The 25,023-nt window shown below is 63.0% G+C and carries 20 protein-coding genes; 8 read left to right on the forward strand and 12 right to left on the reverse strand.

Annotated elements, in window-relative coordinates; genetic code table 11:
* Window positions 1-31: 31 nt before the first annotated feature.
* The 9 genes from ACIPZB_RS19505 to gloB all read right to left on the reverse strand — a co-directional run bounded on the left by ACIPZB_RS19505 (window position 32) and on the right by gloB (window position 10,849).
* Complete coding sequence (locus tag ACIPZB_RS19505) at window positions 32-295, reverse strand: DUF3077 domain-containing protein (RefSeq protein WP_008091257.1); 264 nt, start codon at window positions 293-295, stop codon at window positions 32-34.
* 156 nt (window positions 296-451) lie between these two features.
* A complete protein-coding gene (locus ACIPZB_RS19510; RefSeq protein WP_400642160.1) occupies window positions 452-691 on the reverse strand; it encodes a hypothetical protein in 240 nt (79 codons plus the stop codon).
* A gap of 286 nt (window positions 692-977) precedes the next feature.
* Window positions 978-2,597, reverse strand: coding sequence for an ABC transporter ATP-binding protein (locus ACIPZB_RS19515; protein WP_400642161.1), 1,620 nt, complete (start codon window positions 2,595-2,597; stop codon window positions 978-980).
* A 1-nt stretch (window position 2,598) separates the two neighbouring features.
* Window positions 2,599-3,618 (reverse strand): ABC transporter permease, encoded by a 1,020-nt coding sequence (locus ACIPZB_RS19520; protein ID WP_008091252.1) that lies wholly within the window; start codon window positions 3,616-3,618, stop codon window positions 2,599-2,601.
* Between the two features lies 1 nt (window position 3,619).
* Entirely contained in the window at window positions 3,620-4,693 is a 1,074-nt protein-coding gene (locus ACIPZB_RS19525; protein ID WP_400642162.1) for a microcin C ABC transporter permease YejB, read from the reverse strand.
* A 1-nt stretch (window position 4,694) separates the two neighbouring features.
* Window positions 4,695-6,530 (reverse strand): extracellular solute-binding protein, encoded by a 1,836-nt coding sequence (locus ACIPZB_RS19530; RefSeq protein ID WP_400642164.1) that lies wholly within the window; start codon window positions 6,528-6,530, stop codon window positions 4,695-4,697.
* Window positions 6,527-8,356 carry an extracellular solute-binding protein gene (locus ACIPZB_RS19535; protein WP_400642165.1) on the reverse strand — a complete coding sequence of 610 codons (1,830 nt, stop codon included), beginning with the start codon at window positions 8,354-8,356 and terminating at the stop codon, window positions 6,527-6,529. Before ACIPZB_RS19535 ends, ACIPZB_RS19530 begins: the two co-directional genes overlap by 4 nt.
* 194 nt (window positions 8,357-8,550) lie before the next feature.
* The gene (locus tag ACIPZB_RS19540; RefSeq protein ID WP_400642167.1) at window positions 8,551-9,969 is read right to left on the reverse strand and encodes a LysM peptidoglycan-binding domain-containing protein; all 1,419 of its coding nucleotides are present in this window, start codon (window positions 9,967-9,969) and stop codon (window positions 8,551-8,553) included.
* A gap of 100 nt (window positions 9,970-10,069) precedes the next feature.
* Window positions 10,070-10,849 (reverse strand): hydroxyacylglutathione hydrolase, encoded by a 780-nt coding sequence (gene gloB, locus ACIPZB_RS19545; protein ID WP_400642169.1) that lies wholly within the window; start codon window positions 10,847-10,849, stop codon window positions 10,070-10,072.
* Window positions 10,850-10,934: 85 nt separating this feature from the next.
* On the opposite strand from gloB, the gene ACIPZB_RS19550 reads away from it, so the two are divergent.
* From ACIPZB_RS19550 to ACIPZB_RS19565, 4 genes are all read left to right on the forward strand, one after another.
* The gene (locus tag ACIPZB_RS19550) at window positions 10,935-11,708 is read left to right on the forward strand and encodes a class I SAM-dependent methyltransferase (protein ID WP_400642170.1); all 774 of its coding nucleotides are present in this window, start codon (window positions 10,935-10,937) and stop codon (window positions 11,706-11,708) included.
* Between the two features lie 13 nt (window positions 11,709-11,721).
* Window positions 11,722-12,168, forward strand: coding sequence for a ribonuclease HI (gene rnhA / locus ACIPZB_RS19555; RefSeq protein WP_008091240.1), 447 nt, complete (start codon window positions 11,722-11,724; stop codon window positions 12,166-12,168).
* 51 nt (window positions 12,169-12,219) lie between these two features.
* Window positions 12,220-12,975 carry a DNA polymerase III subunit epsilon gene (gene dnaQ, locus ACIPZB_RS19560; protein ID WP_400642172.1) on the forward strand — a complete coding sequence of 252 codons (756 nt, stop codon included), beginning with the start codon at window positions 12,220-12,222 and terminating at the stop codon, window positions 12,973-12,975.
* A gap of 160 nt (window positions 12,976-13,135) precedes the next feature.
* Window positions 13,136-15,385, forward strand: a complete 2,250-nt coding sequence (locus ACIPZB_RS19565; RefSeq protein ID WP_400642173.1) for an Orn/Lys/Arg decarboxylase N-terminal domain-containing protein — start codon at window positions 13,136-13,138, stop codon at window positions 15,383-15,385.
* On the opposite strand, the gene ACIPZB_RS19570 is transcribed toward ACIPZB_RS19565, so the two are convergent.
* A complete protein-coding gene (locus ACIPZB_RS19570) occupies window positions 15,369-15,587 on the reverse strand; it encodes a hypothetical protein (RefSeq protein WP_400642174.1) in 219 nt (72 codons plus the stop codon). The two genes, ACIPZB_RS19565 and ACIPZB_RS19570, sit on opposite strands and share 17 nt — an antisense overlap.
* Window positions 15,588-15,743: 156 nt before the next feature.
* Here ACIPZB_RS19570 and ACIPZB_RS19575 point away from each other — a divergent pair, with 156 nt between their 5' ends.
* Window positions 15,744-16,304: an NADPH-dependent FMN reductase gene (locus ACIPZB_RS19575; protein ID WP_400642175.1), complete on the forward strand. Its 561-nt coding sequence runs from the start codon at window positions 15,744-15,746 to the stop codon at window positions 16,302-16,304.
* Window positions 16,305-16,396: 92 nt separating this feature from the next.
* The gene (locus ACIPZB_RS19580) at window positions 16,397-20,854 is read left to right on the forward strand and encodes an NEL-type E3 ubiquitin ligase domain-containing protein (RefSeq protein WP_400642176.1); all 4,458 of its coding nucleotides are present in this window, start codon (window positions 16,397-16,399) and stop codon (window positions 20,852-20,854) included.
* Between the two features lie 107 nt (window positions 20,855-20,961).
* On the opposite strand, the gene phnX is transcribed toward ACIPZB_RS19580, so the two are convergent.
* Together phnX and ACIPZB_RS19590 are read right to left on the reverse strand one after the other, a co-directional pair.
* The gene (gene phnX, locus ACIPZB_RS19585; protein ID WP_400642178.1) at window positions 20,962-21,789 is read right to left on the reverse strand and encodes a phosphonoacetaldehyde hydrolase; all 828 of its coding nucleotides are present in this window, start codon (window positions 21,787-21,789) and stop codon (window positions 20,962-20,964) included.
* Between the two features lie 34 nt (window positions 21,790-21,823).
* Window positions 21,824-22,930 carry a 2-aminoethylphosphonate--pyruvate transaminase gene (locus tag ACIPZB_RS19590; protein WP_400642179.1) on the reverse strand — a complete coding sequence of 369 codons (1,107 nt, stop codon included), beginning with the start codon at window positions 22,928-22,930 and terminating at the stop codon, window positions 21,824-21,826.
* Between the two features lie 133 nt (window positions 22,931-23,063).
* Here ACIPZB_RS19590 and ACIPZB_RS19595 point away from each other — a divergent pair, with 133 nt between their 5' ends.
* Together ACIPZB_RS19595 and ACIPZB_RS19600 are read left to right on the forward strand one after the other, a co-directional pair.
* Complete coding sequence (locus tag ACIPZB_RS19595; protein WP_400642180.1) at window positions 23,064-23,927, forward strand: LysR substrate-binding domain-containing protein; 864 nt, start codon at window positions 23,064-23,066, stop codon at window positions 23,925-23,927.
* A gap of 58 nt (window positions 23,928-23,985) precedes the next feature.
* Entirely contained in the window at window positions 23,986-25,014 is a 1,029-nt protein-coding gene (locus ACIPZB_RS19600; RefSeq protein WP_400642181.1) for an AraC family transcriptional regulator, read from the forward strand.
* Window positions 25,015-25,023: the final 9 nt, after the last annotated feature.

Below are 25,023 nucleotides of genomic sequence, written 5' to 3' on the forward strand. Positions count from 1 at the left end.
AATAAACGAAACGCGCCCTCCAGCGCTGGCCTCAGTGCATCATTCCCAGCTCGGCATCATCCATCAGGGCCTTGGCCAATGCGCTCAGGTAGTGCGAGGCCCAGATCAATTGCGGGTTGTCGTCCATCAGGCCAGCGATGGTCATGTCGCGCACGTAGCCCATCAGTTCGGAGGCTTGCTCGCGGGCGTCCTGGCAGGGGATGCCGGGTTCGATGCGGAACAGGGGGTGGGTGTGGTTTTCACCTTGGAAGAAGGTGGTCTTGCCGACGGTGAAATGGGTGTCGTCTCTGGTCATTGGTCAATCTCCCTGAATTTTTCGCTGCCTGGGCTGGCCCTATCGCTGGCAAGCCAGCTCCCACAGGGATCTGCGCAGTTCTCGAGTCTTGTGCAGTACCTGTAGGAGCTGGCTTGCCAGCGATGAGGCCAGCCCAGACGACACATCACTGTTGGTCTAGTGCAGAGTCCTTGGCTCGGCCGGCACCTGCACCTGGATCAACATGGATTCGAGCATGACGCGCAGCGCCTCCATTTCATGCATCGACGCCATCATAAGAGTCGAAGCCGGTGACTTGGGCTGCAGCAGGAGTGCCTGATGGATCACGGTCTGTGCGCACAGGGCGTAGTCCGTGGCCTGGATGAGGGTGTCTTCGAGGGAGTGGTTGTGCGGTGGATCTGGGACAATCTTTAACATTGCATATGTCCTTAATGAGTGCCGCTACCTGTCTGCTGTCAAACAGAAGGGTGGCAGCTGTACGTGGGTTGACAGACCGGCGGACATAGCAAGTTCCGGCGCACGCAAGCGTGCCCGCACGTACAGCCGCCATAAAGGCACACTGTGAGCTATGATCCGTTACGGCCTGTCAAAGCCGAATGTCGTTGATATGCAACGACACACCGAGCCTAGGGCCCTGCCAGAACGACCGCAACGGAAAAATGGCGGTAAGAGTATCTTTGGGAAATGTCCTACAAGATAGAGCTTAAAACTGATTCTTTTCCCCATTCGGCTGCAAGAACGCCGCCTCCAGCAACTGCTGCGTATAGGCATGTTGCGGCGCATGGAAGATCGCCTGCGCATCCCCCTGTTCCACCACATGCCCATGCTTGATCACCATCAGCTGATGGCTCAGCGCCTTGACCACCGCCAGGTCATGGCTGATGAACAGGTAGGTCAGGTTGTACTTCTGCTGCAGATTCCTCAGCAGCTCCACCACCTGCCGCTGCACCGTGCGGTCCAGCGCCGAAGTCGGTTCATCCAACAGAATCAGCGCAGGCTTCAGTACCAACGCCCGGGCAATCGCAATGCGCTGGCGCTGCCCACCGGAAAACTCGTGGGGATAGCGATGGCGCGTGCGCGGGTCCAGCCCCACTTCCTCAAGCGCTGCAATGATCGCGGCCTCCTGCTCGGCAGGTGTGCCGATGCGGTGAATCCGCAAGCCTTCGCCGACGATATCCGCCACGCACATGCGCGGGCTGAGGCTGCCGAACGGGTCCTGGAACACCACCTGCATCTCCCTGCGCAGTGGCCGCACTTCCTTCTGGTTCATCCCTTCCAGCGATTGCCCGTGGAAGCGAATGCCGCCCCGACTTGAAATCAGCCGCAAGATCGCCAGCCCGAGGGTGGACTTGCCCGACCCGGACTCGCCGACGATCCCCAGCGTCTGCCCCTGGGGCAGGCTGAAATTGATGCCGTCCACCGCCTTCACATGGTCGACGGTGCGCCGCAGCAGGCCTTTCTTGATCGGGAACCAGACCTTGAGGTCGTTCACTTCCAGCAGTGGCGCGCCCACCGGGTTATGCGCCGGCAAGCCACTGGGCTCGGCATTGATCAGCATCTGCGTGTAGTGATGCTGCGGCGCGCTGAACAGCGTCGCGCAATCGGCCTGCTCGACGATCTGCCCGCGCTGCATCACGCACACCCGGTGGGCGATGCGCCGTACCAGGTTGAGGTCATGGCTGATCAGCAGCAGTGCCATGCCCAACCGCGCCTGCAGCTCCTTGAGCAGGTCGAGAATCTTCAACTGCACGGTCACGTCGAGCGCCGTGGTCGGTTCGTCGGCAATCAGCAGGTCCGGCTCGTTGGCCAGGGCCATGGCAATCATCACCCGCTGGCGCTGGCCACCGGAGAGTTCATGGGGCAGGGCCTTCAGGCGCTTGCGCGGCTCGGGAATACCCACCAGTTCCAGCAGTTCCAGCGTGCGTGCGGTGGCCTCTTTACCGGTCAGGCCCTTGTGGATCAGCAAGATCTCGTTGATCTGCTTTTCGATGCAGTGCAGCGGGTTCAGCGAGGTCATCGGCTCCTGGAAGATCATCGCAATGCGGTTGCCGCGGATGCGCTGCATGGTCTTTTCGTTCTGTTGCAGCAAATCCTTGCCTTCGAAGCGGATGCTGCCGCTGGGGTGGCGGGCCAGGGGGTAGGGCAGCAGGCGCAGGATCGAGTGGGCGGTCACCGACTTGCCCGAGCCGCTTTCGCCGACCAGGGCCAGGGTCTCGCCCTTGCGGATGTCGAAGCTGACGCCGTCGACCACGCGGTTGACCTGCTCGCCGGTGACGAACTCCACGGCCAGGTCGCGCACTTCGATCAGATTCTGTTCGGTCATTTCACTTCCTCGGGTCGAAGGCATCGCGGGCGGACTCGCCGATGAACACCAGCAAGCTCAGCATGATCGCCAGCACGGCAAAGGCACTGATGCCCAGCCATGGCGCCTGCAGGTTGGACTTGCCCTGGGCCACCAGCTCCCCCAGCGACGGTGCGCCGGGCGGCAGGCCGAAGCCCAGGAAGTCCAGCGCAGTCAGGGTGCCAATGGCGCCCGTGAGGATGAACGGCATGAAGGTCATGGTCGAGATCATCGCGTTGGGCAGGATGTGCCGGTACATGATCGCGCCATTGCGCATGCCCAGGGCCCGCGCCGCCCGCACGTATTCGAGGTTGCGCCCGCGCAGGAACTCGGCGCGCACCACGTCCACCAGGCTCATCCACGAGAACAGCAGCATGATCCCCAGCAGCCACCAGAAGTTCGGCTGCACGAAGCTGGCCAGGATGATCAGCAGGTACAGCACCGGCAAGCCGGACCAGATCTCCAGGAAGCGCTGGCCGGCAAGGTCGACCCAACCGCCGTAGAAGCCCTGCAGGGCACCGGCGATGACGCCGATGATAGAGCTGAGGATGGTCAGGGTCAGGGCGAACAGCACCGAAATGCGGAAGCCGTAGATCACCCGTGCGAGTACGTCGCGCCCCTGGTCGTCGGTACCCAGCCAGTTGTCCGTCGACGGCGGCGCGGGGGCGGGTACGCGCAGGTCGTAGTTGATGCTCTGGTAGCTGTACGGGATCGGTGCCCACAGCACAAAGCTGTCTTTCTTTGCCAGCAGCTCGCGGATGTACGGGCTCTTGTAGTTGGCCTCCAGCGGGAACTCGCCGCCGAAGGTGGTTTCCGGATAGCGCTTGAACGCCGGGAAGTACCACTCGCCGTCGTAGCGCACCGCAATCGGCTTGTCGTTGGCGATCAGCTCGGCGCCCAGGCTCAGGCCGAACAGGATGAGGAACAGCCACAGCGACCACCAGCCACGGCGGTTGGCCTTGAAGCGCTCGAAGCGCCGACGGTTGAGAGGGGACAAGGCCATGTCAGTGCTCCCGGCTGGCGAAGTCGATGCGTGGATCGACCAGGGTGTAGGTCAGGTCGCCGATCAGTTTCACCACAAGCCCCAGCAGGGTGAAGATGAACAGGGTGCCGAAGACCACCGGGTAGTCGCGGTTGATCGCCGCTTCGAAGCTCATCAGGCCCAGGCCGTCGAGGGAGAAGATCACCTCGATCAGCAGGGAACCGGTGAAGAAGATGCCGATGAAGGCCGACGGGAACCCGGCAATCACCAGCAGCATGGCGTTGCGGAACACGTGCCCGTACAGCACCCGCGGGCGGCTCAGGCCCTTGGCCTTGGCGGTGACCACGTACTGCTTGTTGATCTCGTCCAGGAAGCTGTTCTTGGTCAGCAGGGTCATGGTGGCGAAGTTGCCGATCACCAGCGCGGTGATGGGCAGTACCAGGTGCCAGAAGTAGTCGAGCACCTTGCCGGTGGTGGACAGCTCGTCGAAGTTGTTCGAAGTCAGTCCGCGCAGCGGGAACCAGTCGAAGTAGCTGCCGCCGGCGAACAGCACGATCAGCAGGATGGCGAACAGGAACGCGGGGATGGCGTAGCCGACGATGATCGCCGAGCTGGTCCAGACGTCGAAGTGGCTGCCGTGGCGCACCGCCTTGGCGATGCCCAGCGGGATCGACACCAGGTACATGATCAGCGTGCTCCACAGCCCCAGCGAGATCGATACCGGCATCTTCTCGACGATCAGGTCGATGACCTTGGCGTCACGGAAGAAGCTGTCGCCGAAGTCCAGCTGGGCGTAGTTCTTGACCATGATCCACAGACGCTCGGGCGCCGACTTGTCGAAGCCGTACATGCGCTCGATCTCGGCGATCAGTGCCGGGTCCAGGCCCTGGGCGCCGCGGTAATTGGAGCCGGCCACCGACACTTCGGCACCGCCACCGGCAATGCGGCTGGTGGCGCCCTCGAAGCCTTCGAGCTTGGCGATCATCTGTTCCACCGGCCCACCGGGGGCGGCCTGGACGATGATGAAGTTGATGACCAGGATGCCGAGCAGGGTGGGGATGATCAGCAGCAGGCGCCGCAGGATATAGGCCAGCATGTCAGTGGGCCTCTTGCTCAGACGCTTCGGTCACCGCCGGGGTGACGCCGGGCTTGATCCACCAGGTGTCGATGCCGATATCGTACTTGGGCGACACCTCGGGGTGGCCGATGTGGTTCCAGTAGGCCACGCGCCAGGTCTTGATGTGCCAGTTGGGGATCACGTAGTACCCCCACAGCAGCACACGGTCGAGGGCGCGGGTGTGGTCGATCAGGCTTTGCCGGGAATCGGCGTTGATCAGTTGTTCGACCAGTTGATCGATGGCCGGGTCGCGCAAGCCGATGAAGTTGCGGCTGCCGGGGTTGTCGGCGGCGGTGCTGGTCCAGTATTCGCGCTGCTCGTTGCCGGGCGAGTTGGACTGCGAAAAGCCGCTGACGATCATGTCGAAGTCGCGCGAACGCAGGCGAGTGATGTATTGCGAGACGTCGACACGGCGGATGTTCAGCTCGATGCCGAGGTCCGCCAGGTTGCGCTTGAATGGCAGCAGGATGCGCTCGAACTCGGTCTGCGCCAGCAGGAACTCGATGGCAACCGGCTTGCCGTCCTTGTCGACCATTTTGTCGTCGACGATCTTCCAGCCGGCCTCTTGCAGCAGCTTGTAGGCCTGGCGTTGCTGCTCGCGGATCATGCCGCTGCCGTCGGTGACCGGGTTGTGGAAGGCCTCGCCGAAGACTTGCTCAGGCACCTTGCCGCGCAGCGGTTCGAGGACTTTCAGCTCGCCTGGGGTAGGCAGGCCCTTGGCCGCCATATCGGAGTTCTCGAAATAACTGCCGGTGCGGGTGTAGGCGCCATTGAACAGCTGCTTGTTGGTCCATTCGAAATCCAGCAGCAGGCTCAGCGCCTGGCGCACGCGCACGTCCTGGAACACCGGTTTGCGCAGGTTGAAGATGAAGCCCTGCATACCGGTGGGGTTGCCGTTGGGCAGCTCCTCCTTGATCAGGCGGCCGTCGCGTACCGCGGGCACGTTGTAGGCGGTGGCCCAGTTCTTCGCACTGGTCTCCAGGCCATAGTCGAACTGGCCAGCCTTGAGCGCTTCGAGGGCGACGGTGTTGTCGCGGTAGGAGTCGAAGGTCATGGCGTCGAAGTTGTAGAAGCCGCGGTTGATCGGCAGGTCCTTGGCCCAGTAGTCCTTGACCCGCTCATAGCGGATCGAGCGACCGGCCTTGACCTCGGCGATCTTGTAGGGGCCGCTGCCCAGCGGAATCTCCAGGTTGCCACGGTTGAATTCGCGGCCCTCGTACCAGTGCTTGGGCAGCACGGGCAGCTGGCCGAGGATCAGCGGCAGTTCGCGGTTGTTCTTGTGCTTGAACTTGAACAAGACGCGCAGCGGGTCTTCGGCGACCACTTCGGCGACGTCGGCGTAGTACTGGCGGTACAGCGGCGCACCGTCCTTGATCAGGGCATTGAAGGTGAACACCACGTCATCGGCGCGCATCGGATGGCCGTCGTGGAAGCGTGCCTCGGGGCGCAGGTAGAAACGCACCCAGCTGTTGTCCGGGGCCTTCTCGATCTTGCCGGCCACCAGGCCGTACTCGGTGAAGGGCTCGTCCAGACTCTGGCGCATCAGGGTGTCGTAGATGGCACTTACGTTGTCGGCCGGCACGCCCTTGTTGATGAACGGGTTGAGGCTGTCGAAGCCGCCGAAGCTGGACTGGCGGAAGGTGCCGCCCTTGGGCGCGTCCGGGTTGACGAAGTCGAAGTGCTTGAAGTCGGCCGGGTATTTCGGCGCCTCGTCGTACAGGGTCAGCGCGTGCTGCGGCGCGGCCAGGGCCGGCAGGCTCAGGCAGGCGAGCAACAGGCTGCCGGCCAGCTGGCGCAGGCGGGGCATGGGCATCATTGGGCTTTCTCCGAAGGCTTTATCCACCAGCTGTTCAGCCCGAGGGTGTAGGGCGGCGTGGTGACGAAGGCGAACCGGTTGCGGTAGGCCAGGCGGTGATTGTCGAGATACCAGTTGGGAATCATGTAGTACTGCCATGAAAGCACCCGGTCCAGGGCGCGAGCGGCGGCGACCTGGTCGTCGCGGGTGCGCGCCGCGAGCAAGGTGTCGAGCAGGTGGTCGACCACCGGGTCCCTGACCCCAGCATAGTTCTTGCTGCCCTTGGTCGAGGCCTGGCTTGAATGGAAGTACAGCCACTGTTCGAGGCCGGGGCTCAAGGTCTGGTTGAGGGTCATCAGGATCATGTCGAAGTCGAACTGGTCCAGGCGCTGCTTGTACTGGGCGCGGTCCACGGTGCGCAGGCGCGCATCGATACCGATGCTCGCCAGGTTTTCGACATAAGGTTGCAGGATACGTTCGAGGTTGGGGTTCACCAGCAGCAACTCCATGCGCAGTTGCTGGCCTTTCTTGTCCACCAGGCGTTGGCCGTCGAGTTTCCAGCCGGCCTGGCCGAGCAGGGTCAGGGCCTGACGCAGGGTCTGGCGGCTGATGCCGCGCCCGTCGGTGTGGCTGACCTGGTAGGGCTGGGTGAACAGTTTTTCCGGCAGCTGGTCGCGAAACGGCGCGAGCAGCAGCCATTCCTTGCCGGTGGGTGTGCCCCTGGCTGCGAACTCGCTGTTGGGGTAGTAGCTGGTCGCGCGGCGGTAGGCGCTGCTGAACAGGGCGCGGTTGGTCCACTCGAAGTCGAGCATCAGGCCCAGCGCCTGGCGCACCCGGGCATCGCTGAAGGATGCGCGGCGGCTGTTCATGAACAGGCCTTGGGTCTGGGTCGGGATGCGGTGCGGGATCTGCGCCTTGATCACCTCGCCACGGCGCACGGCCGGGAAGGTGTAGCCGTTGGCCCAGTTCTTCGCCTGGTGCTCGATATAGATATCGAACTCGCCAGCCTTGAAGGCTTCGAAGGCCACCGTTGCGTCGCGGTAGAACTCGTACTCGACGCGCTTGAAGTTGTACTTGCCGCGGTTTACCGCCAGGTTCTTGCCCCAGTAGTCCTTCACCCGCTCGAACACCAGGCGCCGGCCTGGTTGTACCTGGGTGATGCGGTAGGGCCCGCTGCCCAGCGGCGGCTCGAAGGTGGTGGCCTTGAAGTCGCGACCTTGCCAATAGTGCTTGGGCAGCACCGGCATTTCGCCCAGGCGCAGGATCAGCAGCGGGTTGCCGGCGCGCTTGAAGACGAAGCGAATGCGCAGCGGGCCGAGCACATCGACGCGCTGAACTTCCTGCAGGTTGGTGCGGTAGATCGGATGGCCTTCCTTGAGCAGTGTGCGGTAGGAAAACGCCACATCTGCTGAGGTAATGGGCTTGCCGTCATGCCAGCGCGCCTCCGGGCGCAGGTTGAACACCACCCAGCTGCGGTCCTCGCTGTACTCGACCGTACGGGCGATCAGGCCGTAGCTGGAAGTGGGTTCGTCGCCCGACGGGTCGTACTGGCCTGTGCCGACCATCAAGGTTTCGTTCAGCTCACTGACGCCGTACTGCAGGAAGTTCGGCGTGGTCACCGGGCTGGTGCCCTTGAAGGTGTAGGGGTTGAGCGTGTCGAAGGTGCCGAATGCCATGGCCCGCAAGGTGCCGCCCTTGGGCGCTTGCGGGTTGACCCAGTCGAAGTGGGTGAAGGTGGCTGGGTACTTGAGCGTGCCGAACTGCGCGTATCCGTGGCTTTCGCTCACCATCGCGGCTGCGGGAAAGCTCAAGGCCAGGCTGAGTGACAGCAGGAGGGGACGTATCAAGTCGGCATCCGATCCAGAGGCGTTGGGCTTTGGTCGGGGTACAGTAACAGCTTGGCGGGGTTGGAAAAAGAGGATCACAAGGGGGGGATCGAGCGGGGCCGCTTCGCGCCCTAATCGCCGGCAAGCCGGCTCCTACAAAGCCTGTGGGAGCCGGCTTGCCGGCGATTAGGGCGCGAAGCGGCCCCGGCGGCGCATCAATGCCCCAGGTAGACGGTCAGCGTCTGCCCCGGCTTCAGCGCATGCCCGCTGCGCGGGTTCCAGCGCTTGAGGTGCTGCATCTCGACATTGAAACGTTTGGCAACCAAATACAGCGAGTCACCCTTGCGCACCTTGTACTGGGTCGAACGCTTCCCGGATGCCGCCACCCGGTTGCCCGCTGCACTCGGCGCGTTCCCGCCCCGCAGTGCCAGTACCTGGCCGGCCTTCACCCGGTTGCCCGACAGCTTGTTCCAGCGCTGGATGTCCTTGACCGATACCCGGTTGGCCTTGGCGATGGCGCTCAGGTTGTCGCCACGCTTGACCCGATAGCTGCGTGCCGTTGCCGGCGCCTTGGCTTCGGCCAGGGCGCGGTCGAACACCGCCTTGTTCGGCTGCAGGCTGACAATCTGCTCAGGCTTGAGGTCGGTCAGCAACTGCGCCTTGGCAGTCGGCACCAGCAGTTGCTTGGGGCCGTCCACGGTCATGCGCTTCTTGAACGCCGGGTTGAGCTGGATCAGCTCGTCTTCGTCGATGTTGGCGAAGGCGGCAACCCGCGACAGGTCGAGGCGCTCGTTGATGGCGACCGCTTCGAAGTAGGGCTCGTTGGCGATCGGGTTGAGGTTCACGCCGTAGGCCTCGGGGGTCGAGACCACCTGCGACAGGGCCAGCAGCTTGGGCACGTAGTCGCGGGTTTCCTGCGGCAGTGGCAGGTTCCAGTAATCGGTTGGCAGCCCCAGTCTTTCGTTGCGCTCGATCGCTCGGCTGACGGTGCCTTCGCCGGCGTTGTAGGCGGCCAGGGCCAGTAGCCAGTCGCCGTTGAACATGTCGTGCAGGCGGGTCAGGTAGTCCAGCGCGGCGTTGGTCGACGCGGTGATGTCGCGGCGGCCGTCGTAGAAGTTGGTCTGACGCAGGTTGAAGTGGCGCCCGGTGGACGGGATGAACTGCCACATGCCTGCGGCATGGGCGCGCGAGTAGGCCATCGGGTTGTAGGCGCTCTCGATCGCCGGCAGCAGGGCCAGCTCCAGCGGCATGTCGCGCTCTTCGAGGCGTTCGACGATGTAGTGCAGGTAGAGGCTGCCGCGCTCGCCGGCGTTCTCGAGGAACGACGGGTTGCTGGCGAACCACAGGCGCTGCTGCTCGATGCGCGGGTTGACGTCGATGCTGTCCTGCAAGGCGAAGCCCAGGCGCATGCGTTCCCACACGTCCTGCGGCGCCTGCTCGACGGGTTTGACCACGAGCGGGGCAGGCTTGTGCTTGAGGCGCGCCTGATAGTTGTGCGCGCGAACGCTTTCGGCATCGTCGAGCTGGCGGGTGCTCTGGCAGCCGACCAGGGTGGCGGCCAGCGCCAGTGCACTGATCTGGGCCAGGCGCCTCAGGGCGACTGAATGAGCGGTTCTGCGGCTTCGGGAAGACATCGGCTGGGACAGGTTTCCGGGCGAAAAATTTCGGCGATTCTAGAAACCGCTACCCGGCTGGTCAACCGTTGTTACCCCGTTGCGATATATCTTGAGGTTATCAAAATGTGTCCTTCCAAGACCTCAAGGCAGCAAAAACAGTGACCTGCGTATCGTTTGAATGTCCCTTCCATTCGTCTGCTTTTTGTTTAACTAATGTTTCAGAGGTACGCAAAAAGGGGTTGGTGAGGCGTTCCAGGCCGATGGTTGATGGCAAAGTGATGCGATTGTCGGCGCGCAAACGGGTAACGTCTTCGAACCGTTGCTGAACGTGCAGATTGGTGGGCTCCACAGCCTTGGCGAAACGCAGGTTGCTCAGGGTGTATTCGTGGGCGCAATAGACTTCGGTCTGCTCGGGAAGCGCCGCCAGACGGGCAAGGGCGGGCTGCATCTGCGCCGGGGTGCCTTCGAACATGCGCCCGCAGCCGGCGGCGAACAGGGTGTCGCCACTGAACAGCAGCGGTGTCGCGGGCTGATCGCTGAAGTAGGCAATATGGCCCAGGGTATGGCCAGGCACGGCCATCACCTGGAAAGTCACACCCAGCACCGTCACCTCGTCGCCGTCCTCCAGCGCCAGGTCGCGGCAGGGAATGCGCTCGTTGGCCGGGCCGCAGACCCTGGCCGCGGTCAAGTGCTTGAGGCGTTCGACGCCACCGACATGGTCGTTGTGGTGGTGGGTGACCAGGATGTCCGCGAGTACCCAGCCGGGGTTGGCGGCCAACCAGGCCTCCACCGGGCCGGCGTCGCCGGGATCGACCACCGCACAACGGCGTTTGGCAGTATCCTGTAACAACCAGATGTAGTTGTCGGAGAAAGCGGGGAGAGCATCGATCTGTATCATGGTGCGGATCCGATTCGCCTAGCGTGGCACATGAGGGCATCTTAGCCGCGATGGCGCGGTGCGAGAACCTTCGAGGGAGAGCGCAATGACCGACCAAGCCTTTGCCCAGGCCGACCCCGATTGGGTCGAGCTGATCTGCCTGGCACGTGAATGGTTCAACGGCCCTCTTGGCCAGTTGATGCTCAAGGAAGAGGAAAAGTTGCTGGAAGAAGAGCTCGGGCGCTTCTTCGGTGGTTACCTGGTGCATTACGGCCCCTGCGCCGAAGCACCGCCCAGCGCCCCTCAGGTGCAGCGCAACGTGCGTCTCGGCGCGCCGCTGCCAGGGGTGGAGATCGTCTGCGAGGAACAGGCCTGGCCGCTCAGCGAGCATGCCGCCGACGTGGTGGTACTGCAGCACGGCCTGGATTTCAGCCTGTCGCCCCATGGCTTGCTGCGCGAGGCCGCCAGTGCCGTGCGTCCGGGCGGGCACTTGCTGATCGTCGGCATCAATCCCTGGAGCAGCTGGGGCATGCGCCATTTCTTCAGCCATGGCGCGCTGCGCAAGGCCCGTTGCATTTCGCCGTCACGGGTGGGCGACTGGTTGAATCTGCTGGGCTTCGCGCTGGAGAAACGCCGCTTCGGGTGCTATCGTCCGCCGCTTGCCTCGCCGGCCTGGCAACAACGCCTGGCGGGCTGGGAGCGGCTGGCGGGTGGCTGGCAGGGTTCTGGCGGCGGGGTCTATCTGCTGGTGGCGCGCAAGATGGTGGTGGGCCTGCGGCCGTTGCGCCCGGAGCGTCGCGAACCGATGGGCAAACTGCTGCCATTGCCGTTGGCCAAGGTCAACCGCACCGCCGTCAATCCCGATACCGAAAAGCACTGAACATGAGTGGTACATGAGCGATAGCGTCGAGCTGTATACCGATGGTGCCTGCAAGGGCAATCCTGGCCCGGGCGGCTGGGGCGTCCTGCTGATCTACAAGGGCGTCGAGAAGGAACTGTGGGGCGGCGAGCGCGAAACCACCAACAACCGCATGGAACTGATGGCGGCGATCCAGGGGCTGATGGCGCTCAAGCGTGAATGCGAGGTGGTGCTGACCACCGACTCGCAGTACGTGATGAAGGGCATCAACGAATGGATGGTCAACTGGAAGAAGCGCGGCTGGAAAACCGCCGCGAAAGAGCCGGTGAAGAATGCCGACCTGTGGCAGTTGCTGGATGAGCAGGTCAACCGCCACAAGGTCACCTGGAAGTGGGTGCGCGGCCATATCGGCCACCCTGGCAACGAACGCGCCGACCAGCTGGCCAACCGTGGCGTCGAGGAAGTGCGCGCCAAGCGTTGAGCTGGGGTACAATCCGCGGCTCAGTAATTGATGCAAGTTGGAGCGCCCCGCGTGGAGCAGCAGCAAGATAAACGCCTGGTCATTCTCGATACCGAAACCACGGGCATGCCGGTCAGCGAAGGCCACCGGATCATCGAGATCGGCTGCGTCGAGGTCATTGGCCGCCGCCTGACCGGGCGACACTTCCACGTCTACCTGCAACCTGACCGCGAAAGTGACGAGGGCGCCATCAACGTCCACGGCATCACCGATGCCTTCCTGGTCGGCAAGCCGCGTTTCGCAGAGGTTGCCGAGGAATTCTTCGAATTCATCCAGGGCGCCACGCTGGTCATCCACAACGCGGCGTTCGACGTTGGCTTCATCAACAACGAGTTCGCGTTGCTGGGTCAGGGCGACCGCGCCGATATCTCGAACCACTGCACCATCCTCGATACCCTGTTGCTGGCCCGCGCCCGCCACCCGGGGCAGCGCAACAGCCTCGATGCGTTGTGCAAACGCTACGACATCGACAACTCGGGCCGTGAGCTGCACGGCGCGTTGCTCGACTCGGAACTGCTGGCCGACGTCTACCTGGCGATGACCGGTGGCCAGACCAGCTTGTCGCTGGCTGGGCACGGGGCTGATGGTGACAGCGAAGGGCAGGGCAGTGGCAGCGAGATCCGCCGGATTACCGGGCGTGCGCCGGGGCGGGTGATCGTGGCCAGTGCCGAGGAGCTTGAGGCGCATGCCGAACGCTTGGCGGCGATTGCCAAGTCGGCGGGTGGGCCTTCGATGTGGCAGGCGTTGACCGAGACCCCGGCTGGCTGATTCTTCGTCTGTACCGGCCCTATCGCCGGCAAGCCGGCTCCCACAAGGTTCACCGCTGACCTCCTGTGGGAGCCGGCTTGCCGGCGATGGGGCCGGTACTGTAACCATCAGGCTCTACTACCCTGAGAGGGACGATCCGTCCTTCGGAGGTAGCCGCCTGATGTACAAGGACCTCAAGTTCCCCATCCTCATCGTCCACCGCGCCATCAAGGCCGACAGCGTCGCCGGCGAGCGCATCCGTGGCATCGCCGAGGAACTGCGCCAGGACGGCTTCGACATCCTCGCCGCCGCCGACCACGCCGAAGCGCGCCTGGTCGCCGCCACCCACCACGGCCTGGCCTGCATGTTGATTGCCGCCGAAGGCGTCGGTGCCAACACCCACCTGCTGGAAAACATCGCCGAACTGATCCGCCTGGCCCGTGCACGTGCGCCCAACCTGCCGATCTTCGCCCTTGGCGAGCAGGTCACGCTGGAGAACGCTCCCGCCGAGGCCATGGGCGAGCTCAACCAGTTGCGCGGCATTCTCTACCTGTTCGAAGACACCGTGCCCTTTCTCGCCCGTCAGGTGGCGCGTGCAGCGCACAATTACCTCGACGGCCTGTTGCCACCGTTCTTCAAGGCCCTGGTGCAGCACACCGCGCAGTCCAACTATTCCTGGCATACCCCCGGCCACGGCGGTGGCGTGGCCTACCGCAAAAGTCCGGTGGGCCAGGCGTTTCACCAGTTCTTCGGGGAAAATACCCTGCGCTCGGACTTGTCCGTATCGGTGCCGGAGCTGGGCTCGCTGCTCGACCATACCGGCCCGCTGGCCCAGGCCGAAGCCCGCGCAGCGCGCAATTTCGGCGCCGACCATACGTTTTTCGTGATCAATGGCACCTCCACCGCCAACAAGATCGTCTGGCATGCGATGGTCGGCCGTGACGACCTGGTGCTGGTGGACCGCAACTGCCACAAGTCGGTGGTGCACGCCATCATCATGACCGGCGCCATCCCCCTCTATCTTTGCCCTGAGCGTAACGAGCTGGGCATTATCGGGCCGATCCCGCTCAGCGAATTCACCCCCGAGGCGATCCAGGCCAAAATCCACGCCAACCCCCTGGCCCAGGGCCGTGAGCCGCGGATCAAGCTGGCGGTGGTGACCAACTCGACCTATGACGGCCTGTGCTATCACGCAGGCCTGATCAAGCAGGTGCTGGGGCCCAGTGTCGAAGTGCTGCATTTTGATGAAGCCTGGTTCGCCTACGCGGCCTTCCACGACTTTTTCGCCGAGCGCTACGCCATGGGCACCCTGTGCAACGCGCAAAGCCCGCTGGTGTTCAGCACCCATTCCACCCACAAGCTGCTCGCCGCCTTCAGCCAGGCGTCGATGATTCATGTGCAGGATGGCGCGCAACGGCAGCTGGACCGCGACCGGTTCAATGAAGCGTTCATGATGCACATCTCCACCTCCCCGCAATACAGCATCCTCGCCTCGCTGGATGTGGCGTCGGCGATGATGGAGGGGCCTGCGGGGCGTTCGCTGCTGCAGGAGATGTTCGATGAGGCCCTGAGCTTTCGCCGGGCCCTGGCCAACCTGCGCGAGCACATCGCTGCCGATGACTGGTGGTTCAGTATCTGGCAGCCACCAGCGGCGGAGGGAATCCAGCGCCTCGATGCCCAGGACTGGCTATTGCAGCCGAGGGCCGAGTGGCATGGTTTTGGCGAGGTTGCGGACGACTATGTGCTGCTCGACCCGCTGAAGGTGACATTGGTGATGCCGGGCCTGAGTGCAGGTGGCGTGCTGGGTGAGCACGGCATTCCTGCGGCAGTGGTCAGCAAGTTTCTCTGGGAACGCGGCCTGGTAGTGGAGAAGACCGGGCTCTACAGCTTCCTGGTGCTGTTCTCGATGGGCATCACCAAGGGCAAGTGGAGCACGCTGTTGACCGAGCTGCTGGAGTTCAAGCGCCACTATGACGCCAACACCGCGCTTGGCACGTGCCTGCCCAGCATCGTCGCGGTCGACGCTCCACGTTACCAGGGCATGGGCCTGCGCGATCTGTGCGATCAGTTGCACGCCTGCTACCGCGCCAATGCCACGGCCAAGCAACTCAAGCGTCTGTTCACGCGCTTGCCCGAAGTGGCCATGACGCCGGCGCGGGCCTACGACCTGATGGTGCGTGGGGAGGTGGAGGCGGTACCGATCGAGGCGCTGCTGGGCCGGGTCGCTGCCGTGATGCTGGTGCCTTACCCGCCGGGCATTCCGTTGATCATGCCGGGCGAGCGGTTTACCGAAGCGACCCGCTCGATCCTCGACTACCTGGCATTCGCCCGTGCTTTCAACAGTGGCTTCCCCGGCTTCGTCGCCGATGTGCATGGCCTGCAGAACGAAAGTGGCCAGTACACGGTGGACTGCATCAAGGAATGCGAATGATCTCGACGCCGGTGCGCGCCAGCTCGAATCGGTTTTCACCCAAGTGGTTGACCCGGTCACCAATGGCCAGGCGATAGGTCGTGATCGGCGCGCCCAGGGTGCTGCCGTCGGTTTGCAGGGTCGACTCCTGGAACTCGTGAACGGGGTAGATGCGGCCTTCGGCGTCTCGGGCGTGGAACTGGCCGACCATTACTGCTGCCATTTAGGTGGAAACCTCTGAATTACGTAAGAAATGTCTGCAGCGATAGACCGTGCAACATAGCCGGAGTTTTCAAGGCCGGCAAAAAAAACCTAAACGCCGAGGAACGGTCATCTATAACTACAACGTCTCTTTAGCCAGCAAAGGTTGGAAATCGCCATGAGCCAGGTGTATTCGGTAGCGGTCGTCGTCGGCAGCTTGCGCAAGGACTCCTACAACCGCAAGGTGGCCCGCGCCCTTTCAGAGCTGGCACCGTCCAGCCTTGCCCTGAAGATCGTCGAGATCGGCGACTTGCCGCTGTACAACGAGGATGTCGAGGCCGCAGGTGTGCCCGAGCCGTGGAAGCGCCTTCGCGAAGAGATCCGCCGCAGCGATGCCGTGCTGTTCGTCACCCCGGAGTACAACCGCTCGGTGCCAGGTTGCCTGAAAAATGCCATCGACGTAGGTTCGCGGCCTTACGGTCAGAGCGCCTGGAGCGGCAAGCCCGCGGCCGTGGTGAGCGTGTCGCCGGGGGCCATTGGCGGCTTTGGTGCCAACCACGCCGTGCGCCAGTCGCTGGTCTTCCTCGACATGCCCTGCATGCAGATGCCAGAGGCCTATCTGGGCGGTGCAGCGAACCTGTTCGATGACAGTGGCAAACTCAGTGACAAGACCCGGCCGTTCCTGCAGGGCTTCATCGACAAGTTCGCCTCTTGGGTCAAGCTGAACCGGGCGGTCTGAGCTCACGCCCTTGCCGGCAGCCATTCCAGCTGTAGTCAGGCCGGGTAATCCTTACAGCATTGTCGCTCCTGAATCTCGTTGCTGGAGCGACAATGTCCAACACACCCTCGGCGATGCGCACGGCCGATGAAAAAATCCTCGGCGCCACCGATGACTTCATTGCTGCAAGGCTGCCAGCCTGGTTGAAGCAGGCTTCACGCGCCCAGTTGTCAGGATTGCGTGCGGCTTTCAATACTCACCAGGCCAGCCAGGCGCGCCTGCGTGGGCAAACCCTGAAGCTTGAACCGCTCGACGTATTCGCCGAAAAGCACCTCAAGGTGCTGTTGGCCAAGCCACTGCCTGAGGGCGTGGAGTTTTCACAGCTGGAATGGCTGGTGGTGACGCCCTGGCTGGGTACGCTCGGCAGTTCTGACATGCAGGCGTTTGGTTACAAGGCAACACGCACCTCCGGCATCTTGCGTCTGATGAGCAACTTCGAGCTTGGCAACTCCTTCTATGCCGGATCCGGCCTGGTTGCGCCTGGCCAGGATGAAGTGCTGTCGATCTCGGATACGGAGCTGGTGTCCACGTGCCGAAGGCTGGATGTGGGAAAAAAATATCAGGATGAGTTGGATCAGGTCTTCAACGCTGAGGCCCTGGGCATCCTGGCCGATGACAAGCGTTCCGGGCTTGCCTTGGCAAGCAAGATTGCAGCGATGAAAGGCGACATTTCCGCCAAGGTGGAAATCGCATTGCTTGAAATGACACGCGAACAGATACATCTGGAGAAGTCTGGGCTGCGCGGTTACGGCGGGACCTTGCAGGTTCTGGGTCAGGTGGCGGCCGATGGCATGCTGGTCCGCTTGCGCGATGTGGAGGGCAAGCAGGTGGGTGTCCTGCTCTACCTGCCGAGCGATCCGTTGCAGGCATTGCGCTACTTCGCTGATGAATCTTCGATGAACAGTGCCCTGGCCGCATTGCTGCAAGGCGAATCCTACCTTTCCTTTTTCACTCAGTTGATCAGCTTGAAAAACCGGGCCAGTTTCGTCGAGCAACTCGGCAAGCGCCTGAAAGACCCGAAACCTGACCTTGACCTTGAAGGTGTCGTGGTTGAAGGCAGCATTTTCGACGCGCTGGCCAGTGCCCAGGTCAAACGCACCAAAGAAGATGCGCGGTTACTGCTGGTGCCAACCGCCGAGGCCGATGTCAAGGCCGCCCGCGCCCGGCATGAGGCCTGGAAGTCAGCAGGCCTGAACCTGATCAACCTGGCAGGGCTTTTCATCCCGGTGCTCGGTGCGCTGTTGCTGGGGCAACTGGTGTTGCAGACCTTGAGTGATGTCTTCGAGGGCGCACAGGACTGGTACGAGGGGCACCGTCATGAAGCCTTGGAGCATATGCTCGGCGTGGCCGAAGCGCTGGCTGTGACCACCGCGACCGTGGTCGGCGTGAGTGTCGTGCGCAGTGCCCTGGTCGCTGCCATGGAACCCGTCAATGTAAGAACCGGTATCAAGCGTCTGTGGGACGACAGTCTCGTGCCTTACGAGTCGGTGCCCGAGAACATTGCCCTGCGTCCCGATGGCTTGTATGGCGATGGCAAGCAGCGCTGGCTGCGCTCCGGTTCACGTTACTACGAGGTGCATCGGCCTGACCCGCAGGGCCCTTATCGGTTACGCCATCAGCGTCGTTCAGGGGCATACGAGCCCGTCGTGCTGCATAACGATGAGCGATGCTGGCGGCCGATATGCGAGCGGCCCTGGGAGTGGGATGACCGTGCGCGAATGCTCGATCGGCTGTGGCCGCAGCACCCGATGATCGGTGCGCAACGGGCGGAGCAGGTGTTGCGCGTGGCAGGGGTCGATCAAGATGAACTGCGTGGCATCCTGATGGAAAACCGGGTGTTGCCTGTCAATCTGCGCGAAGCGCTGCGCAGCTTCGAGGCGGATGAGCAAATCGGGCGGTTCTTCGACCATTTGCAGCGCAAACGTCTGGATGCGCAGGATGAGAAGCTATTGAAGTGGTGTGAGGGGTTGCCCGATGTGGGCAAGGGTATCGCGCAGGTACTGAAGGCAAAGCTGCAGCTGCGCGGGGCGCTTTACACGCACCTGACACGGCCGGACATTGTTGGAAACGACCCTTTGTTCAAACAGTTGCAGAGGGATTTTCCTGGTTTGGGAGATAGCTATGCCAAGCTGCTGGAAGGCGGGGCCAGTGCGCTTGAACGCAGTGAAGCAGTCAGCAATCGCAAGCTTCCCCAAGGGTTGGCGCTCAAAGCGGCTTCGTTGCTGCGTGTGGCGAGAATCAGCAAGGCCTTGGCGGGCCTTTACCTTGCCAGCAGCTATTGCACGGAAACCGGCGAGCTGGTGTTCGCATTGCTCAATCAACTTGACCCTCGGACCATCAACATCAACCTGTGTGAGGGTGAAGTCGACGGACGCCTGGTGGCGAGTCTGGTGGCGCAGGGCCAGGGAGAGCCATTACGGACACTGGTTCATCAGGAGGGGCGGTTCAATGCCTTCGAGGCTGATGGCAGCAAGCTTGAGATTTCCGTAGACGACCCGGGCGATCTTTTCGAAGTCATCACCGCATTGACGACGCCTGCCCAATGGGCCGAGTTGGGGGTCGAGGGGGATGACGGGGTCAGCCAGTTACTGCGGGCCCGGGCACTGGAGCAACTGCCTGAAGGCCATGAGGAGATTGCCCGCTTCATGGAGTGGCCAGAGCGCACACGTTGGTTCAACCCGGGGCAACGCCTGGAAGACGGCCGGGTCGGTTACCTGCTCAGTGGGCGCGGAGCAGAGCGCGCGAGAACGTCTCGGGAGGTGTTGCGAGACGGTATGCGCCGCTACTTTCCAGGCTTGAGCGAAACGCAAATCGATAAGGAACTGCAGCGAATGCTGGCGGGACGGGCTTCGGCGTACGATCTGTTGCTCGAGTTGCAGGACGACCACGAGCAGTTGGAAGTGACGCTGCAACGCTGGCAAGGCAGTGAGCTCAATGATGCCAGGCGGCAAATCCGTGGACACGTTGCCCAACGTCTGAGAAGAGCGTGGGGCGCGCAGGCCGAGGTGGAAGCGGTGAACGATGACGGTGTGGTGCGGCAGCGCCTGAGCCTGACTGACTTGACTATCACCACCCTTCCGGCATTTGCGCTACAACTGAACTTCACCTACATCACCTCGTTGGTGATGACCGGTACAACGATCAGCGAAGTGCCGTCACAATTTCTCAGTGCTTTTCGCGGTTTGCGGGTTTTGAGCATGGGGGGGAATGCCCTGCTGCGGGTTCCAGAAGGTATTTCCTACCTCACCGAGCTGCGCGAGCTGAGCTTGGCGCGCAACAATATTCGACTGGACGCTGCCTCTGAGCAGGCATTGACCCTATTGCCGCGCCTCTGCTCGCTCGACCTCAGCCATAATCCTCTTGGTCAATTCGCGATGAGGTTCAATCATCTGCCGCACATGGTGAAACTGTATTTGCGTAACTGTCGCCTGGGTACCTGGCCGCTCGGCGTGGAGCTCTGTGGCTTTCTCGAGGTAGCAGACTTGCGCTACAACCAGTTGCCGGCTGCGCCAAACGACTTGCTGCTCATGCCGTATGAGTTTCGCCGCGCTTTCCAGCTTGACGGCAATTCGATAAGCAGTGGAGACCTGCAGCGCTTCTACGCGTTGGACAGCATACCGGAAGAGCCGTCTGCGCCGCCCGTCTCGACGATCGATGCACGCGTGTGGTGGTCAGGTGCAGATGCCCAGGGCCAGGTCAGCCTCGGTAAACGCTGGGACGAATTGCAGAAAACAGTGGAAGGGCAAAAGTTTGTTGGACTGTTGGGCAACCTGATTGCGTTTGCCGACTTCAGCTGGAAGCGGTCGTACCTGTTCGAACAGGGCTGGAGCGTGCTGACCGAGCGGGAAAACAATGCCGTGTTTCGCCAGCAAGTCGACGCATTGATGGCCCAGCCGATGACAGATGACAACGCTGTCATCGACCGTTTCAGCCAGTTGTCATTGCACTTGCGCATTGCTCGGGCAGAGGCGCGTGTGGCTGTTGGCCGCGGTGCCGAGCTATTGGATTTCGGGCGGGCGTTGATGCGGCTGGACTTCCTGGATCAGTACGCTCGTCGAGATGCCGACCGGCGCCAGCAGTTGCGCGTGCGCGTAGACCGCACGAGCATTGTCCTGGGCTACAGGGTACGCCTGCGCCAGCGCTTGAACTTGCCCCAGCAGCCGTTGGCACTGCGCGAGTCGCAGGACGGTCGGGTATCCGGGGAGCAGTTGCTGGAGGCGCTGCGTGCCTTGCGCGAGAACGAAACCCATGAAAATCTGGCAGCCAGCCTCTGTCGCCGGTCGTTCTGGCAACGGTATGTGGAGCTTGAGAATGCCGGTTCATTCAGTCACTTGACTGATGTGTACGCGCAGAGGCGCAACCTTGTCGAAGGGCAGCGTGCCCAGTTGGGTGAGCTCCAGTATCGAGCCAGCCTGAACGCGTTGGAAATCGAAAAGGACGCCGATACCCATGCCTTGAGGCTGCAGCTCACCTTGCAGACCATTCGCAGCCTTGAGAGAAGTCGGGGTTAGGCAAGGATTGCGCTCGGGCGATTTCACCCAGCGCTTTGGCGCGCAAGCCCGCACCTGCAGGCTCGAGGTTGTGCCTGTAGGCGCGGGCTGGGTGCAGCAGCGATGGATCAGGATGCCTGCGGCATTTCCCCTTTGGCCAAGCGCCGGTTGATGTCGGCGATCACCTCGGGCAGCTCATTGATGGTGTCGATCAGGTAGTGCGGGCGTGAACGCTCGAACATCGCGTGGATACGTTTTCGCTCGCTTTCCAGCTTTTCCGCACTCAGCGCCTGATAGCCTTCCCAGGTCAGGCCCAACGCATTACCCGAGCACACCAGGGCGACGGTCCACATGCCGGCGCGGCGGCCCTCCAGGATGCCCGGCACCGTGTCGTCAACCTTCACGCAGGCCGCGACATCATCGATGCCCAGGGCAATCACGTTGGCCAGGGCCTGGGCTGGCCATGGGCGGCCATTCGGGGTTTCGTCGGTGGCCACCACATGGTCGGCGACATAACCGTTGTTGGCCGCCAATTCCACCACCTTGTCCATCACCACTTTCGGGTATCCCGAGCACGAGCCGATCTTCAGGCCGTCCTGGCGCAGGCCGGTGAGGGTGTCCAGGGCGCCAGGGATCAGCGCCGAGTGCACGGCGATCTTTTCGATCTGCAGTGGCATGAAGCGGTTGTAGATGGCGGTGACGTCATCATCGGTCGGCGTGCGGCCGAACACCTTGCGATAGCGCTCGGCGATTTCCGGCACATCGCACAGGGTGCGGATGTGGTCCCACTTGCCCATGCCCATCGGGCCTCGGGCTTCTTCGATCGAGACCTGTACATCGAACTCGGCGAAGGCTTCGACGAAGATCTGGGTCGGGGCGAAGGAGCCGAAGTCGACCACGGTGCCGGCCCAGTCGAGGATGGCGGCTTGCAGCTGGGTAGGGTTGCTGTAGTTCATGTGCGCGTTTTCCTGAAATTGAGAGGGCAGCGAGTCAGATGTCCAGTACTTCCATTTCCCGCAGCACGTCGGCCACGGCATTGACGGCGGCCTGCATGCCGTCCGCCCCGACCACGCCAATGCAGCCGACGCGGAAGGTCTCGACCTGGGTCAGCTTGCCCGGATAGAGGATGAAGCCCTTGGCCTTGACGCGTTCGTAGAAGTCCTTGAACTGGTAGCGGGCATCGTTCGGCGCGTGGAAGGTGACGATGATCGGCGCCTGGATCTCGGCTGGCAGGAAGCTGCGCAGGCCGATGGCGGCCATGCCCTCGAGCAGGGTCTTGCAGTTGTTGGCATAGCGCTGGTGGCGGGCGGGCAGGCCGCCTTCCTCGTTGTACTGCTGCAAGGCCTCGTGCAGGGCCGCGACCACGTGGGTCGGTGGGGTGAAGCGCCACTGTCCGGTCTTGGCCATGTAGGCGTGCTGGTCGTGCAAGTCCATGGCCAGCGAATGGGCATTGCCTTCGGCGGCGGCCAGGGCGGTCTTTTCGGCGAATACGAAGCCCATGCCCGGTACGCCTTCCAGGCATTTGCCCGAGGCGGCGATCAGTGCTTCGAAGGGGATCTGGCGGGCGTCGATCGGCAGCGCACCAAAGGAGCTCATGGCGTCGATGATCAGGCGCTTGCCGTGGCGTTTGATCACCTGGGCGATCTCTGGCAGCGGGTTGAGGATGCCGGTGCTGGTTTCGCAGTGGATCAGCGCCACGTGAGTCACGGCCGGGTCCGCGGCGAGCAGGCGGTCGACGTCGGCGGCAGTGGTCGGTTGGTCTTCGGCGGTTTCGAAGGTGCTGAAGGTACGGCCGAGCACTTTGCAGATCTTCGCCAGGCGTTGGCCGTAGGCGCCGTTGATCAGTACCATGACCTTGCCGTCACGGGGTACCAGGGTGCCGATGGCGGCTTCCACGGCGAAGGTGCCGCTGCCCTGCAGGGGCACGCAGTGGTGGCTGGCGCTGCCGTCGATGATCGCCAGCAGCTGCTCGCAGACGCTGGCGGTCAGTTGGTTGAAATCGCGGTCCCAGGAGCCCCAGTCCTCCAGCATGGCTTGGCGGGTGCGCAGTGACGTGGTCAATGGGCCGGGGGTCAGCAGAATCGGGGCGTTGCTCATTCCGTGGTTCCTCACAAGCTGCGGTGGTCGCCGGTTGGTTGGGCGCTGAAACTACGGGGCCTAGGTTGCAATTCGCCAGGCTATCAATCAAATTGTTTGTTGTTATGTCAGCTATAAGTCAGGCCGATACGAAATGAACCTGTTCCAGCTTCGTGCTTTCGATGCCGTTGCCCGCGAAGGCAGCTTCACGCGTGCCGCCGAGCGTCTGTTCATCAGCCAGCCGGCGGTCACCGGGCACGTCAAGGCACTCGAGGAGCACTATCAGATCACGCTGCTCAGGCGGACCGCTCGGCGCGTCGAACTCACCGAGGAGGGCACGCGCCTGGCGGCCATCACCCGTGCCATGTTCGGCCTGGCCGAGGAGGCGCAGGCCATGCTCGAAGCCAATCGTCAGCTCCTTACCGGGCGTCTGGAGGTGGCTGCCGATGGGCCGCACCGGGTCATGCCCATGCTGGCGCTGCTGCGCGAGCGCTATCCAGGCATTACCGTCAACCTGCGCCTGGGCAATGCGCAGGAGACCCTGGCCGCGCTGCTGTCGGAGCATGCTGACGTCGCCGTGCTGACCGAGATCGAGCCGCGCAAGGGGCTGCATCTGCAGAGCCTCTGCGCGTCGCGCTTGTGCGCATTGCTGCCCGTAGGCCACGACTGGGCCAGCGGCGAGGATGACCTGCCGCTGGCCGCACTGCACCAGCAAATCATGGTCCTGCGCGAGCCGAGCTCGACGACCCGGCGTACGTTCGACAACGCCTGTGCCCAGGCCAAGGTACAACCGTGTGTACTGCTGGAACTGGACAGCCGCGAGGCGGTGACCGAAGCGGTGGCCTCGGAATTGGGCATTGGTGTTGTCTCTTCGACCGAGGTGGCGCATGACCCGCGTGTGGTGGCTCGACCGTTGGCGGGAGAGGGGCTGCGTAACCAGCACATGCTCGGTTGCCTGGAGCGGCGCCGCGAATTGCGCTTGATCCAGGCCTTCCTTGGCTTGGCGGCAAGCCTGTGAGGCCGCGCCTGGTTGCCGTAAGATGGCCGCCAACGAGCAAGCTGGCGCCGGATGGCCGATGAGCGAGAAAGATACGATTTCCATGCAGCTGGTGCGTGAGGCGCTGTTGCAGAGCTGCCCCGACAGTGATGCCGCTGGCGCTCTGCTGCGACGCGCCGGGATCGATGCCAGCCTGTTCGAACAGGCCGATGCACGGGTGCCTGCAAGCGCCTATGCGCGCCTGTGGCGGCTGTTGTCGCAGCGCTGCAACGACGAGTTCTTTGCCATGGATCCCCGTGGCCTGCGCACCGGCAGCCTGGCTCTGCTGGCGCGCGCCGCCATGGCCCAGCCCAGCCTGGGAGAAGCGTTGGACGTGGCCTTGGGTTTCCTTGGCCTGATGCTCGAAGACCTGCAACCGGTACTGGTGCGCCAGGGCAGCCTGGCCGAGATCGTCATTGGCGAGCCACGGGAACAACCGCGGCGCGCCTTCACCTATTTCACCTTCTGGATGATCGTGCATGGTGTGGCCTGCTGGTTGGCCGGACGGCGTATTCCCATTCTGGCCATCGACCTGCGCTGCGCCGAGCCAGCGTTTTGCGATGACTATCGGGTGATGTTCTCCGAAAACCTCCAGTTCGACCGTCCGCGCACACGCATGATCATCGCCGCCGATTGCCTGGCGCTGACGCCCAGGCGCACGGCGGAAGACCTGCAGCGCTTCCTGGCGGAGGCGCCCGGCAACATCCTGGTCAAGTACCGCGACCCGGACAGTCTGGCCCGGCGCATTCGCCATGACCTGCGCCAGCATGACCCGGCGGGTTGGCCTGATGCCGAGCGCCTGGCGCTTGAGCTGTGCATGTCAGCTTCCACGCTGCGCCGCCGGCTGGCCGAAGAGGGGCAGACCTACCAGGGCCTGAAAGACAGCGTGCGGCGCGAACTGGCGATCAGTTGGCTGGCCGACGCCGAACTTGGCCTGGCGCAGGTTGCCGAGCGCCTGGGGTTCGCCGACAGCAGTTCGTTCTACAAGGCCTTTCGCAAGTGGTTCGGCTGCAACCCGGGACATTACCGCACGTTGGTGTTGCAAGGGGACGGCGCGAGCTTCTCGTAGTTTGCTGTT

It is taken from the genome of Pseudomonas sp. NPDC089396 (assembly GCF_044749545.1).
Classification (GTDB): Bacteria; Pseudomonadota; Gammaproteobacteria; order Pseudomonadales; family Pseudomonadaceae; genus Aquipseudomonas.